This window comes from Pseudomonas sp. 06C 126 (assembly GCF_001855215.1).
Taxonomy (GTDB): Bacteria; Pseudomonadota; Gammaproteobacteria; order Pseudomonadales; family Pseudomonadaceae; genus Aquipseudomonas; species Aquipseudomonas proteolytica.
This window is the reverse complement of the sequence record NZ_MIFU01000045.1, coordinates 1-13,881: the sequence shown is the minus strand read 5'-3', so window position 1 is coordinate 13,881 and position 13,881 is coordinate 1. Positions and strand designations below refer to the sequence as shown.

General features: G+C 61.5%; 10 protein-coding genes and 1 pseudogene. 4 read left to right on the top strand and 7 right to left on the bottom strand.

What is annotated here, in order from left to right; all coding sequences use genetic code 11:
• Positions 1-59: 59 nt before the first annotated feature.
• Positions 60-152: pseudogene (locus tag BHC62_RS28865) on the bottom strand (outer membrane lipoprotein carrier protein LolA); the annotation flags it as partial.
• An 18-nt stretch (positions 153-170) separates the two neighbouring features.
• The gene (locus tag BHC62_RS06005; protein WP_070994474.1) at positions 171-899 is read right to left on the bottom strand and encodes a TraX family protein; all 729 of its coding nucleotides are present in this window, start codon (positions 897-899) and stop codon (positions 171-173) included.
• Positions 900-989: 90 nt separating this feature from the next.
• On the opposite strand from BHC62_RS06005, the gene BHC62_RS06000 reads away from it, so the two are divergent.
• Positions 990-2,030 carry a low specificity L-threonine aldolase gene (locus tag BHC62_RS06000; RefSeq protein WP_029296975.1) on the top strand — a complete coding sequence of 347 codons (1,041 nt, stop codon included), beginning with the start codon at positions 990-992 and terminating at the stop codon, positions 2,028-2,030.
• 63 nt (positions 2,031-2,093) lie between these two features.
• Here the strand turns inward: BHC62_RS06000 and BHC62_RS05995 are convergent, their stop codons facing one another.
• Entirely contained in the window at positions 2,094-3,908 is a 1,815-nt protein-coding gene (locus BHC62_RS05995) for an NAD(P)/FAD-dependent oxidoreductase (RefSeq protein ID WP_070994473.1), read from the bottom strand.
• A 264-nt stretch (positions 3,909-4,172) separates the two neighbouring features.
• On the opposite strand from BHC62_RS05995, the gene BHC62_RS05990 reads away from it, so the two are divergent.
• A complete protein-coding gene (locus BHC62_RS05990) occupies positions 4,173-5,618 on the top strand; it encodes a cytosine permease (RefSeq protein ID WP_029296979.1) in 1,446 nt (481 codons plus the stop codon).
• Positions 5,615-6,430 carry a nitrilase-related carbon-nitrogen hydrolase gene (locus tag BHC62_RS05985; RefSeq protein WP_070994472.1) on the top strand — a complete coding sequence of 272 codons (816 nt, stop codon included), beginning with the start codon at positions 5,615-5,617 and terminating at the stop codon, positions 6,428-6,430. Before BHC62_RS05990 ends, BHC62_RS05985 begins: the two co-directional genes overlap by 4 nt.
• A 3-nt stretch (positions 6,431-6,433) precedes the next feature.
• Here the strand turns inward: BHC62_RS05985 and gbcB are convergent, their stop codons facing one another.
• Positions 6,434-7,534 (bottom strand): glycine-betaine demethylase subunit GbcB, encoded by a 1,101-nt coding sequence (gene gbcB / locus BHC62_RS05980; protein ID WP_029296985.1) that lies wholly within the window; start codon positions 7,532-7,534, stop codon positions 6,434-6,436.
• A 281-nt stretch (positions 7,535-7,815) separates the two neighbouring features.
• Here gbcB and gbcA point away from each other — a divergent pair, with 281 nt between their 5' ends.
• Positions 7,816-9,111 carry a glycine-betaine demethylase subunit GbcA gene (gene gbcA / locus BHC62_RS05975; RefSeq protein ID WP_029296987.1) on the top strand — a complete coding sequence of 432 codons (1,296 nt, stop codon included), beginning with the start codon at positions 7,816-7,818 and terminating at the stop codon, positions 9,109-9,111.
• 805 nt (positions 9,112-9,916) lie between these two features.
• Here gbcA and BHC62_RS05970 read toward each other — a convergent pair.
• Genes BHC62_RS05970 through dgcB form a run of 3 tightly spaced genes read right to left on the bottom strand, consistent with a single transcriptional unit; the run spans position 9,917 to position 13,866 of the window.
• A complete protein-coding gene (locus BHC62_RS05970) occupies positions 9,917-10,687 on the bottom strand; it encodes an electron transfer flavoprotein subunit beta (protein ID WP_070994471.1) in 771 nt (256 codons plus the stop codon).
• Between the two features lie 15 nt (positions 10,688-10,702).
• Entirely contained in the window at positions 10,703-11,923 is a 1,221-nt protein-coding gene (locus BHC62_RS05965) for an electron transfer flavoprotein subunit alpha/FixB family protein (RefSeq protein ID WP_070994470.1), read from the bottom strand.
• A complete protein-coding gene (gene dgcB, locus BHC62_RS05960) occupies positions 11,923-13,866 on the bottom strand; it encodes a dimethylglycine demethylation protein DgcB (protein ID WP_029296992.1) in 1,944 nt (647 codons plus the stop codon). The genes BHC62_RS05965 and dgcB overlap by 1 nt, the downstream gene beginning before the upstream one ends.
• Positions 13,867-13,881: the final 15 nt, after the last annotated feature.

The following is a 13,881-nucleotide window of genomic DNA, read 5'->3' as shown; positions in this document are numbered from 1 at the left end:
ACGCACGCCACGCAAAGGTGCGTTTACGACATGGCCTGAGCAAATGCTGACTGGAGGTCGAAAACTGTAGGAGCGAGCTTGCTCGCGAAAAACCTGAGGGCGCCGCGTTCCATCAGGCCGCCCGCGTTATCGTTGACGTTTTTCGCGAGCAAGCTCGCTCCTACAGGGGGTTAGGCGATGGCCTGGCGCACGAGTAATAGCAGCAGGAAATGCAGGGGGTAGAGCGCGTAGGCCCAGCGGCGCATGGCCGGGGGCGAGGTGTTTTTGGCCTGTCGCAACAAGACCAGCCCGGCCAATGGCGCAATCAGGCACGTCGCCAACCCGAGCAGCGCCACGAGGTTGCCGCTATCAAGCAAAACCTGCCATTGATTGGCAGCCACGCACACCACCCCCGGCACAATGCTGAAATACCAGGGGCGACTGAACACCAACAGCATCGCCAACGGCAGCAATACACCAAAAAAACCGAACATCAGGCTCGACGAAAATACCGCCGCCAATAACAAGGCGATCAACGCCAATCCTCGATCAAAAAGCGTCTTCTGCTGCCATCCCCGGGCAATCAGCAAACCCAGCGCCAGGGTCGGCAGCACATTCAATGTATCGGCATCCTCGATAAACATCCGATAGGGCACCTCGCTGATCACGCTGAACAGCAGCAACCAGCCCAGGTAACGCCATTGAAAGGTCGCCGGCCCCGCCTTGACCCGGTGCAGGTTCGCCGCAATCGCCAGGCAAAACCAGGGGAACGCCAGGCGCCCCGGCACGTACAGGCCATCGAGGCTCAAACCGACATAGCGCAGGTGATCGAGCACCATACTCAGCAGCGCCAGCCATTTGAGCAGGTCCAGCGCGCCATCGCGGCCACGCCTTACAGGAATCGTTTCAGTACCGTGCATAATTCCCCAGAGACTTTGCATTAACAGTGCGTGCGCCCGCCGGATATTCTTGGTTAAAGTGCGCACCAACATCGACCACAGGAACGGGCCATGACCGACAAGAGCCAACAATTCGCCAGCGACAACTATTCCGGTATCTGCCCGGAAGCCTGGGCCGCCATGGAACTCGCCAACCAGGGCCATCAACGCGCCTATGGCGACGATGAATGGACCCACCGCGCCGCCGACGGTTTCCGCAAACTGTTTGAAACCGACTGTGAAGTGTTCTTCGCCTTCAACGGTACAGCGGCCAACTCCCTGGCCCTGTCTTCGCTGTGCCAGAGCTACCATAGCGTGATTTGCTCGGAAACCGCCCACGTCGAGACCGACGAATGCGGCGCACCGGAGTTTTTCTCCAATGGCTCCAAACTGCTCACCGCGCGCACCGAGAATGGCAAGCTGACCCCGGAATCGATCCGTGAGATCGCCCTCAAGCGCCAGGATATCCACTACCCCAAGCCCCGCGTCGTGACCCTGACCCAGGCCACCGAAGTGGGCAGCGTGTACACCCCGGATGAAATCCGCGCCATCAGCGTCACCTGCAAGGAGCTGGGGCTGAACCTGCATATGGATGGCGCACGCTTCTCCAACGCCTGTGCCTTCCTCGGCTGCTCGCCAGCCGACCTGACCTGGAAAGCCGGGGTGGATGTCCTGTGTTTTGGCGGCACCAAGAACGGCATGGCGGTGGGTGAGGCGATCCTGTTCTTCAACCACAAACTGGCTGAAGACTTCGACTATCGCTGCAAACAGGCCGGCCAACTGGCCTCGAAAATGCGCTTCCTGTCAGCGCCGTGGGTCGGCCTGCTGGAAAACGACGCCTGGCTCAAACACGCACGCCACGCCAACCACTGCGCGCAGTTGCTCAGCAGCCTGGTAGCGGATATTCCCGGCGTGGAGTTGATGTTCCCGGTGCAGGCCAACGGCGTGTTCCTGCAACTCTCGGAGCCGGCCATCGCCGCGCTGACGGCCAAGGGCTGGCGCTTCTACACCTTTATCGGCAAGGGCGGCGCACGCTTCATGTGTGCGTGGGATACCGAGGAAGAACGGGTGCGTGAACTCGCGGCGGATATTCGCGAAGTGATGGGCGCCTGATCCCCTTGTAGGAGCCGACTTGCCGGCGATGGCGATCCTGAGGTCGCCTCCGCCGGCAAACTCCTACAATTGGAGAGGCTGTAACGCATCCCACTGGTCAATCGGCCCGGGATTGTGTTCAAGCGTCCCACCGCCAAACGTGACCGCCAGCTTGTTCACCGCATTCAAGGCCGTGGTCACAGCGCCTTCGGCCCAGCCCCCGGTCCAGGAAATATCATCGCCAGACAGAATGAAACCGTCCGGCACCCCTTCCCTTACACCACTCATGAACTGGGAAAACAGCAGGCGCTGATACTCATACTGCCCCGGCAGGTTCATCTTGAAGGCGCACAAGTAAAACGGCTCATCTTCCCAGTTGATTTCGATGAAGGGGTCAACCATGCCGAACTCGGCCGCCAGGTCCAGTTGTGTGTCGGCATACACCGTATCGAGCAAGGTCGTACACAACTGCACATGGGTCGGCAACGGCGCACTACGGTCCCCCAGGAATTTCAGGCTGTCATCGTTCCAGGTATAGGAGAGGAACAGGCCGCTGCCTTTGTTCACCCCAGCACCTGGGGCATAGTCCAACAGATAGGTGCCTCGGGTGAGCCGGTCCGACAAGGTCACACTCATCTTGTAGCGACCGTTCTCGACATCATTCCAAAACGGCCGTCGAGTGTTGGCAAAGATCTTCGCCGATTGCATGTAATGGGTGTACATGACCGCTTCCCAGGTAGCCTGGGGCAACAAGCTGTTCATCGGCGTAAAGCGATCTTTGCCATCCATATAGCGGAACTTGTCGAGCACCCGTACGTGAGGCGTATAGACCACACTTTTAAAGTTGCGCAGGGTGTCTCGACCCAGTTTGTTGTCATGCAGGTACACATCGAAGGTGCCATCGGCCAGGCGGTGGATCTGCCGGACTTCCTGATTGAGAGGGTCGGCAATCTCCCGCCGCGTCAGGCTCTCCACGGTCGCGTCCGCTGGCCAATGGACCTGGGTGTCGCCGAACGAAGTCGGCGTGCGGCTCCATAAACGCAGGGGCAGCTCGCTGGAGCCGTCATACATCAACGTGTGGTTGGTATCCAGGCCGGTATAAAGCACCCGCAACACTTCCAGGAAACAGTTCGGATAGTCGGTGTTCCAACCGCCGGTGCCGAAGCCGATCTGGCCAAACAGGTCAATGTCCTCCCTGCTCCACCTGGCTTGCTCGACCATGGCCGCATAGAAACTCAGGTCATCCCAGCCCGCCCTCAGGATCGTGTTCCAGATTGCCTTGATTTCGCCCTGATCGACCGCGGTTTCCTGCATCGCATTTTCCATGTCGGTAAAACGGATCGGAGCCTGCTCGAGGAAGTCGCCGAAGAACATGTCTTCGATTCGTTTGTATTTTTCCGGCAGGTCATTGCGTTCGTAGTACGTCTGTTCGTTCTCGTAATCGACAACCGTACTGGGGGCGGCGGGCGAGCCGGGGTTGGGGAAGTCCGTCGAGTTTGCGTCCATCCCGACCTTATTGAAGTAGTGCATCAACGCCTTGCCGGACTTGGGAAAACGCATGGCCCCCAGCTCACAGATCACCCGGGCGTGCGGGTCGTTGCGATCACCCACCACCTGGGAGTAGAGCCGCCCGCCAATGCGCCCGGAGGCTTCCACCACAATCGGATGCAGGCCCATGCGCATCGCCTCGTAGGCGGCCACCAGACCGGACACGCCGGCCCCGACGATCAACACCTGCTCGCCATAATGCTGTGGTGCGACATGGCCCAGGGGTTTCTTGAGGATCGCCGCCTGCCACAGATAGCGGCCGTAATGGAACGGAAAATCAGGAATCAGCGCCGTGACGTTTTTGTTCAACAGGCGCTGGGCCCCCTGGGAACGGGAGGGAATCGCAGACATGGTGGCTTCCTTGCAGATAGGGTGAGCGTCCACCCTTTACGACAAGGCTAAAGGCGACTGCGACGGGACTAAAAACCAGACTAGAAGACCGACCGCACCCTGGTTATATCGCTTTGCAATAAGACAAAGCGGTTCCGTCGCCGCCCACGAAAAAGCATTACTTAAGGAAAGTCTGAAGTAATTATTTATAGATCACGATTCAATTGGCCCGCCAGTTACCCGATGCTCCGGCACTCAGCCCCTATAAAAACAAGCCGTGAACCTATGAACGCCCTATCCGACAAGACCGCTCCCCGCGCCGCTCCCGGCCTGAAAATCGAGACCCGCTCCATTGACTACGTTCCGCGTAGCGAACGCCACGGCAAAGTCTGGCACCAGGGTCCGTTCTGGTTCACGGGCAACTTCGTCCTCACCACCATGGTCACCGGCTTCACCGGGGCTGCGTTGGGCTTGAGCCTGGTCTATGCCGTGCTGGCGATTGTCATTGGTGTGTGCCTGGGCACCTTCGCCATGGCGTTCCACGCCAACCAGGGCCCGCGCATGGGCTTGCCGCAGATGATCCAGTCACGCGCCCAGTTCGGTCTGCGCGGGGCCATCGTGCCGTTTATCGCGGTGATCTTTGTGTACATCGGCTTCAACGTGTTCAACGTGATTCTCGCCACCGATGCCATCAACACGGTCCTGCCGGGCAGCCGCGCGCCGTGGTATGCGCTGATGATCATCCTCGCGGTGGTAATCGCCGTGATCGGCCATGACCTGCTGCACACGGTGCAACGCTGGTTGACCTACGTGATGATCAGCGTATTCGCGGTGCTGACCGTCGCCGCCCTGATGAGCCTGTCGGCCGACGCAGCGGTGGCCGATGCCCACTTCTCGTGGTCGGCGTTCCTGATTCAGCTCAGCGCCGCTGCCGGTTATCAGATCAGCTACGCCGTGTACGTCTCGGACTACTCGCGCTACCTGCCCCACCAAACGCCGTCGCGCCGGGTGATTTTCTGGACTTACCTGGGCGCTGCCGGCTCTGCCTTGTGGCTGATGTCCCTGGGCGCATTCCTCGCTTCGGCGCTGCCTTCGCCGGATGCCATCACCAGCGTGCGCACCGTGGGCAACCAGGTGATCCCCGGCTTCGGCACCTTCACCGTGCTGATCGCGGTGCCGGCGTTGATTGGCATCATGGCGGTCAACTGCTACGGCGCCATGCTGACCGGCATCAGTGCCATCGACGGTTTCGTGAAGATCCAGCCGCGCCTCAAGAGCCGGATCATTGGCATCGGCCTGGTGGCCGTGGTGATTTTCCTGATCGCCCTGAGCATTCCTGACAGCTACCTGGCCAGCTTCAATACGTTTGTGCTGCTGATGTTGTATTTCCTGGTGCCGTGGACCGCCGTCAACCTCGCGGACTTTTATCTGGTGCGCAAAGGCCAATACGCCATCAGCGACATCTTCAACTCCGCCGGCATCTATGGCCAGTGGGGCAAAGCGGGCCTGGTCGCCTATGGCTTGGGCATGGCCTCGATGGTGCCGTTCATGTCGTTGAGCTTCTACGTGGGGCCGGTCGCCGTGGCACTGGGCGGTGCCGACATTGCGTTTGTGATCGGCCTGGCCGTTTCCGCGCTCGTCTACTGTGCAATGAACCGCAACCTTGACCATAACGCCGAGCGCCGTGCGATTGCCGCCAGCGAAGCCATGTTGGAAGGCAACACCCCATGAACAGCGTACGTGTCGTCTGTCATCAACTGGCCCCCCGTATCGGCGACGCCGAGTACAACCGCACCCTCAGCGCCGAGGCCATCCGCAGTGCAGCGGCGCTGGGCGCGCAGGTGGTGGTGCTGCCGGAGTTGGCCCAAAGCGGTTATGTGTTCACTGACACGCAGGAAGCCCTCAGGGTGTCCGAACCCCTCGATGGCCCGACACTGACCCTGTGGAAAACCCTGGCAAACTCACTAAACATCATTGTCGTGGCCGGCTTTTGTGAGCGGCTGACGGCAACGCAGGTGGCCAACAGCGCCGCCCTGATAGAGCCGCACGGCAGGCTGACGGTGTACCGCAAGGCGCATTTGTGGGATCGCGAAACGTTGATCTTCACCCCCGGCACCCAGCCCCCGCCGGTGGTCGACACCGCCGTCGGCCGCATCGCCGTGATGATCTGCTACGACCTGGAGTTGCCCGAGTGGGTACGCCTGGCCGCCCTGGCCGGTGCCGACCTGCTGTGTGCGCCCGTCAACTGGCCAGATGGCCCGCGCCCCGCCGGCGAAAGGCCGGCAGAAATCGTCCGGGTCCAGGCCAATGCGGCCGTCAACCGCCGGTTCATTGCCGCGTGCGACCGCCATGGCGAAGAACGCGGCGTCAACTGGGTGGGAGGCTCAGTTATCGTCGATGCCGATGGCTACCCCCAGGCAGGTGCAACCTCTCATCAACAAGCACAGTGCCTGGTGGTCGACCTACCTCTGGCCCAGGCTCGGGACAAGTTCATCAGCGCACACAACCATGTGCATCAGGATCGGCGGCCGCAGTTGTACTGAGCGTCAGAACTCGATCCGCACATCCCCCTTCGGCACGCTGCAGCACGACAGGATGTAGCCTTCGGCTTCGTCTTCTTCGGTGATGCCGCCGTTGTGCTCCATCTCGACCTCCCCGCCCAGCTTCATCACTTTGCATGTGCCACAAATCCCCATGCCGCAGGCTTTGGGGATCAGCAGGCCGAGCTTGGCGGCGGCGGCATGCACGGTTTCGCCCGGTGCCACGCGGATGCTCTTGCCCGACGCAATGAATTCCACTTGATGCAAATCCGCCTGGTCGATTTGCGGCGCGTCGGCGGCTTGTTCGGCTTGTTCGACCGCATCGGCACGGGCTTCCGCTGGCGTGGCGCCGAAGGATTCCTCGTGGTAGCGCGCCATGTCGAAGCCCGCCGCTTCGAGCAGGCGTTTGACCGCGTTCATATAAGGCGTCGGCCCGCAGCAGAACACTTCCCGCTCAAGGAAGTCCGGCACCATCAATTCCAGCATCTTGTGGTTCAGGTAGCCGCGATACCCGGCCCAGGGTTCGCCCAGGCCGTGTTTCTCGCAGATCAGGTGCAGGCTGAAGTTGTCGATGCGCGAGGCCATGTGCTCCAGCTCGCGGTGGTAAATGATGTCTTTGGGCGAGCGCGCACTGTGGATAAAGGTCATGTCGACATTGGCGTTGGTGTCATAAAACCAACGGGCCATGGACATCACCGGGGTGATCCCCACGCCGCCGCTCAGGTACAGCACTTTAGGGCTCGGGAAGTCGATGGCGTTGAACAGCCCTACCGGCCCGTGCACCGCCAACTCTTGCCCTTCATGCAGGGTGTCGTGCAGCCAGTTCGACACCCGCCCGCCCGGCACGCGCTTGATGGTCACCGAGAAGCTGTAGGGCACCGATGGCGAGCTGGAAATGGTGTACGACCGCATGATCGGCTGGCCGTCGATTTCCAGCTCCAGGGTGACGAACTGCCCCGGCTTGAAAAAGAACAGGATCGGCTGGTCGGCCATAAAGCAGAAGGTGCGCACATCCCAGGTTTCCTGGATGACTTTGACGCACCGGACGATGTGCCGACCATTGGCCCAGGTCTGGGTAGTGACAGGATTCAGGAAGGTGTTGGACATGCTGTTCTCCACGGCCGTAGTTCGGCTTGATGCTGGCGATTCTGCGTAACGCCGCGACCTGCCATTTACCTATCTGCGACATTCGCATACTTATCGCGACCAGCCCCCATACCACTGGGGTTGCGCGTCGGGAACAGAGTGGGCCATGTCGTTAATGGACAAGGTTGCGGGCAGCGCCGGGCCCACACTCGCAGCCAACAACGACGCTTTCTTTACGCCTTGCTGCAAACCTGATTAGCCACTTATCGCGGCCACACAGAATGGCCTTGAGGACACATACGATGGACGTCACCGCAACCTTGAGCTTGGGCGATCCGCTGGAACCCGCACGCAAGGCCACCGCGCAAATGTTGCAAGAGCGCGAGCGCACTTTTTCGTTGCCCCAGCCGTTTTACTCTGACCAGCGGCTGTTCGATATCGACATGCAGGAGATCTTCCAGAAGGAATGGTTGATCGCCGGCATGACCTGCGAAATCCCCACCAAGGGCAACTACCTGACCCTGCAGATCGGCAAGAACCCGATCATCGTGATCCGTGGCGCCGAAGGCGTGGTGCATGCCTTTCACAACGTCTGCCGCCACCGCGGTTCGCGCTTGTGTACCAGCGACAAGGGCAAGGTCGCCAAACTGGTTTGCCATTACCACCAGTGGACCTACGAACTGGACGGGCGCCTATTGTTCGCCGGCACCGAGATGGGCGCCGACTTCGACATGAAGCAGTACGGCCTCAAGCCGGTAAACGTGAAGACCGCCGGCGGCTACATCTTCATCAGCCTGGCCGAAAACCCACCGGCCATCGATGACTTTCTGTCGACGCTCAACCACTACATGGAACCCTACGACATGGAAAACACCAAGGTGGCGATCCAGACCACCTTGTTTGAAAAAGCCAACTGGAAACTGGTGCTGGAAAACAACCGCGAGTGCTACCACTGCAACGCCTCGCACCCCGAGTTGCTGAAAACCCTGCTGGAATGGGACGACGTCACCGACCCACGGGCCGACCAGGCGTTTAAAGACCACGTCGCCGCATCCGCCGCTGCCTGGGACGCCGAGAAGATCCCTTACGCCCACGCCAGCTTCGGCCTGCGGAACCGCATCGTGCGCATGCCGCTGCTCAAGGGCACCGTCTCCATGACCCTGGATGGCAAGCAGGGCTGCAAGAAACTCATGGGCCGGATCCAGAACCCCGACCTGGGCTCGATGCGCATCCTGCACCTGCCCCACTCGTGGAACCACTGCATGGGCGATCACATCATCGTCTTCACGGTATGGCCGATCAGCGCCCAGGAAACCATGGTCACCACCAAGTGGCTGGTGCACAAGGATGCCGTGGAAGGTGTGGACTACGACGTCGACCGCATGCGCCAAGTGTGGGATGCCACCAATGACCAGGACCGGCGCCTGGCCGAAGAGAACCAGCGCGGGATCAACTCCACCGCTTACCAGCCGGGGCCTTACTCCAAGACCTATGAGTTTGGCGTGGTGAACTTTGTGGACTGGTACAGCGAGCGCATGCTCAACAACCTGGGAGCGGCACCGGCCCCGTACCTCAAGGGCATTGCCGCACACGAGTAACTGACCCACCCGGGATCAAAAAATGTGGGAGCGGGCTTGCTCGCCCCCACATTTGGGTCCGCATCTGGTCAAAAATTGAGCATAGGGCCGTCAGCCCACTGTTATCCTGCCCCGCAGCCATCCTCCAACAACTTATCCACAAACCCACCCACAGCAATTGTGGGCAACTGCGCTCTTACCTCGAAATAAAACCAAGAAAATCCGTGACTTATTCAAAGCAACGGGTTTTATCCAACATTGATCATTTTTTAACCTAAAGCCTACAAGCCACGTTCTATATAGCCTGTAGCGGAACGCAAACACCTTATCCACAGAAGCGCCAACAGACTTTGGGGGCAACTTTGGCCTGTCTGTGGAAAACCGTCTGCAACCGAGCAAAATCGAGGCCTAGCGCGATGATTCAAGCGGAAACGGCCACATTGATCATATTTCAACCAAGCCACTGCACGCCTCTATTTATAAGGCCTGTAGCGGGTAGCGAACATCTTATCCACAGAAGCACCAACAGACTTTGGGGGCAACTCCGGGCCGGGCTTTTTCCTTATCCACAGAAAAAGCCCAGTAAAAACCGGCGCTTAGGTTGGTTGTTTTTCGTACAGAGGGCTGTAGCGCTTGATTTACATGGGGTGTGGACAGCCGCGAACAGGTTATCCACAGGTGGGTTAACAGGGATTGTGGGTAAACACCCACGCACACGCCTTGTAGGAGCGAGCTTGCTCGCGAAAAAGGCCAACGGTAACGCAGCGTGTCTGGTTTAACGCTGCGCGCTCAGGTTCTTCGCGAGCAAGCTCGCTCCTACAGGGGGTCAGCGCACCACGCCTTCTTCGATCAGCAGCTTGAGAATGGCTTCGGCGCCCGCCTCGGGGTTGAGGCCCTTGAGCACCTGGCCACCGCCGCCGCTGGCCTTGGCCGTGGCGGCCTTCATGCGGTCGGCGCCACTCTTGGCCTTGATCACTTTGAGACGCTTGGGTCGAGGCTTGGCCGGTTGCAGCACGGCGCCTGTGAATAACTCATCGTCCACCACCTGCACGTCGTGCTCCTGCAGCACACCGCGCTGGGCCGGGCCATAGGCGCTTTGCCGCGGCTTGGGCCCAGCGTTATCCACCGTGGCCACAAACGGCAGGCGCACCTTCAGGCGCCGCCGCTGCCCGCGCGGCAAGGCTTGCAGCACATGGGCCACACCGCTGTCGATGGACTCCACCTGGGCCAGCCCGACAATCAGCGGCCAGCCCAGGTGTTCGGCCAACAGGAAGGGCAGCATGCCCGAGCCTTCGCCGGTTTCTGCCTGGCTGCCGGTAAGCACCACCTGGGCACCAGCGTCCTGTAGATAGTCACCGAGTACCGGCAAGGCATCGGCGCCGGCCGGCTGCTCCAGTACATGCAACTGCGCCAATCCCATGCCCAGGTAGGCGCGCAGGGTCGGTTCGGCGATGTCGCCGGCATGCAGCACTTGCAGGTTATCTCCAGCCAGTTGCAACCCCAATTCCACGGCGCGGGCATCCTGTTCGGCGCGACGGGGGCGGCCGGAGGTCGGGTGGGCGCCTATGGAGACCAGGCTGATTACATGGGTCGTCATGGCCATATCCTTTGCTTAAGCCGCATCGCGCTTGGCGCCGTTGCGGTGGGCCTGGACCGCTGCGATCAAGGCCCGGAGAATTTCGCTGCTGTCACCGATCACCGACAGGTCGGCGCGCTTGATCATGTCGCAACCCGGATCGAGGTTGATCGCCACGACTTTGTCGCAGGCACCAATGCCTTGCAGGTGCTGGATCGCCCCGGAGATCCCCACGGCCACATACACCCGTGCGGTGACCCAGATACCACTGGCGCCCACCTGCCGGTCCCGTGCCATGAAGCCATCGTCCACGGCCACCCGCGACGCACCTTCGGTAGCCCCCAGGGCGGCAGCGGTCTGGTGGAACAGCTCCCAGTCCTTGACCCCATTGCCGCCCGAGAAAATAAACTCGGCCTCGGCCATGGGAATCGCGCCCGGGTCCACCGCCACCGCGCCCAGGTCCTCGATACGCGGCAAGCTGCGCGCCAGCGCTGTGGATAACTCCACCGGCAACACTTCATGGCGCGTATCGCTGACGGGATCGGCACATTCCACCGCGGCCAGGATCAGCCTTGGCAGCGCTCGCGCCAGGTCCTCCCGGCCCGCACCGGCACGGCCGATACACTCGCTGCCCTTAATCTGCCAGACCCGGGTGGCCGGGCGTTCCTTGAGGCTCGCGGCAAAGCGCCGCCCCAGTTCGCCACCGCCACTGCGGCTGTCGGGCAGCAGCCAGTGACGCGGGCTGAACTGGTTATCCACAGCCCGCAGGCCATGGACCCGTTGCTCCGGTGAATAACCGTCGAATTCGCGGCCATCCAACACCAGCAGGCGGTCCACGCCGGCCGTGTCGAACGCGCTTTCCTTGTGTTCGCCAAACACCACCGCCAGCACCGCGCCGTCGCTGCCGGCGAGTTGCCGCGCCAGGCCCAGCAAGTCGCGGTCGTGGCTGCTCAGGCGGCCGCCGACCATATCCGGCACCACGTTGATGTAGAACGCCGGGGCTGGCACCTGGTGCAGCGGCAACTGCACTTGCACCGCTGCCGTGCGCTTGGTGGCGCCACCCTGCTGGGCGCCGCTGCGGTCGATACGCTTGATGCCGTTGGGGCCGATAAAACCCATGCCGTGCACATTCTTGCGGATGATGCCGTTAGGCCCCATCCAACTGTGCTGCTCCGGTTGCATTGCCGCATGCAGCGGGTGCAGGCGGTTGCGGGCGATCCATTCGGCCCGTGGGTCGCGGCGGATAATGTCGCTCATCAATGCACCTCCGCAGGTTCACGCAAATTCGGGGTCTTGGCCGGTGCAGGCTCTTCGAGCAGGGCATCCGCCACCAGTTCGGCAATGTCTTTGATCAGGGGGCGTGGCTCGACCACCCCTTCGAGCATCGCCGTGCACTGTGGACAACCGACGGCCACCAGCTCGGCGCCGGTCTCGCGGATGTCTTCCATGCGCATGTCGGGGATGCGCTGCTTGCCGGGAATATCGGTGATCGGCGCGCCGCCCCCGCCGCCACAGCAACGGGAACGGAAGCCCGAACGCTGCATCTCCTTGACCTCGATCCCCAGCGCCCGCAGCACTTGGCGCGGTGCCTCGTACTCGCCGTTGTAACGGCCCAGGTAGCACGGGTCGTGATAGGTCACGCTGTTGCCTTTGTGCTGGCCCAGGTTCAGCGCGCCGGCGTCGATCAGCTCGGCCATGTAGGTGCTGTGGTGCTGCACCAGGTAATGGCCGTCGAAGGCGCCATATTCGTTTTTCAGCACGTGGAAACTGTGCGGGTCACAGGTCACGATGCGCTGGAAACTGTACTTGGCCAGGGTCTGGATATTGCGTGCGGCCAGCAGCTGGAAAGTCGCCTCATCCCCCAGGCGCCGGGCCACGTCGCCACTGTCGCGCTCTTCCAGGCCCAGCACGGCGAAATCGACCTTGGCTGCCTTCAGCACTTTGACGAAGGCGCGCAAGGTCCGCTGGTTACGCATGTCGAAGGCACCATCGCCAACCCAGAACAGTACGTCAGTTGTCTTCTTGTCGCCGAGCAGCGGCAGGTTCAAGTCCGCCGCCCAGTTCATCCGCCCGCCCGGGGCAAAACCGCCAGGGTTGTCGGTGGCGATCAGGTTCTCCAGGACTTCGGCGCCCTTGTTCGGCGTCGCGCCTTTTTCCAGGGTCAAGTGGCGGCGCATATCGACGATGGCATCCACGTGCTCGATCATCATCGGGCATTCTTCGACGCAGGCACGGCAGGTGGTGCACGACCACAAGGTCTCGGCGTCCACCAGGCCGTTGACGATCGGTTGGTGCGGGTTGCCGCTGTGCTCGCCAATGGCCTTGCCCGGATACGGGCTGCCGGCGAACTTGGCATCGGTGCCACCGGCCAGGCCGACCACCATGTCCTGGATCAGTTTTTTCGGGTTCAGCGGCTGGCCGGCGGCGAATGCAGGGCACGCGGCTTCGCACTTGCCGCACTGCACGCAGGCGTCGAAACCGAGCAGTTGGTTCCAGGTGAAGTCCTTGGGTTTTTCCACGCCCAGGGGCGCGCTTTTGTCACTCAGGTCCAACGGCTTCAAGCCGGTGGAACGGCCACCCCCAAAACGTTCGGCGCGGCGGTGCCAGGCCAGGTGCAGGGCACCGGCAAACGCATGCTTCATCGGCCCACCCCAGGTCATGCCGAAGAACATCTCCGACACGCCCCACAGCACACCCACACCGAGCAGCGCGGCCAGCAGCCAGCCACCGAAGTCGGCAGGCAGGATCCCGGCCACCGGCAAGGTCACCAGGAAGAAACTTACCGAGAACGCCATCAGGCTTTTCGGCAGGCGCATCCACGGGCCTTTGGACAGGCGCGCGGGTGGGTTGCGCCGGCGCAGGTAGACGAAGGTGGCGCCGACAAACATCAGCACCGAGGCCAGCAGCAAGGCGTAGCCGAGGATGCGATTGTGCAGGCCGAAACCGTGCACCAGAATCGCCAGCAACGCCGACAACACAAAGCCCAGGGCCGTGGCCACGTGGGTATTGGCGATGTATTTGTCGCGGGCAACCACGTGGTGCAGGTCGACCATGTAGCGCTTGGGCATGGCCAGCAGGCCGCCCAGTAGGTCGACCTTGGCCGCACGGCCACGGCGCCACATGTTCACCCGGCGCAGAGCGCCGAGGACAGCGAGGCCCAGGGCTGCAAACAGGAGAATCGGAAGAAGGGTGTTCAACATGGTGAAGCTCCCACA

Bases quoted from the DNA above. Each gene is read 5' to 3' on its own strand.
- BHC62_RS06000 (WP_029296975.1), top strand. From the start codon at position 990: ATGACCGACAAGAGCCAACAATTCGCCAGCGACAACTATTCCGGTATC.
- BHC62_RS05995 (WP_070994473.1), bottom strand. From the start codon at position 3,908: ATGTCTGCGATTCCCTCCCGTTCCCAGGGGGCCCAGCGCCTGTTGAAC.
- BHC62_RS05990 (WP_029296979.1), top strand. From the start codon at position 4,173: ATGAACGCCCTATCCGACAAGACCGCTCCCCGCGCCGCTCCCGGCCTG.
- BHC62_RS05970 (WP_070994471.1), bottom strand. From the start codon at position 10,687: ATGACGACCCATGTAATCAGCCTGGTCTCCATAGGCGCCCACCCGACC.
- dgcB (WP_029296992.1), bottom strand. From the start codon at position 13,866: ATGTTGAACACCCTTCTTCCGATTCTCCTGTTTGCAGCCCTGGGCCTC.
- BHC62_RS06005 (WP_070994474.1), bottom strand. From the start codon at position 899: ATGCACGGTACTGAAACGATTCCTGTAAGGCGTGGCCGCGATGGCGCG.
- BHC62_RS05965 (WP_070994470.1), bottom strand. From the start codon at position 11,923: ATGAGCGACATTATCCGCCGCGACCCACGGGCCGAATGGATCGCCCGC.
- gbcA (WP_029296987.1), top strand. From the start codon at position 7,816: ATGGACGTCACCGCAACCTTGAGCTTGGGCGATCCGCTGGAACCCGCA.
- gbcB (WP_029296985.1), bottom strand. From the start codon at position 7,534: ATGTCCAACACCTTCCTGAATCCTGTCACTACCCAGACCTGGGCCAAT.
- BHC62_RS05985 (WP_070994472.1), top strand. From the start codon at position 5,615: ATGAACAGCGTACGTGTCGTCTGTCATCAACTGGCCCCCCGTATCGGC.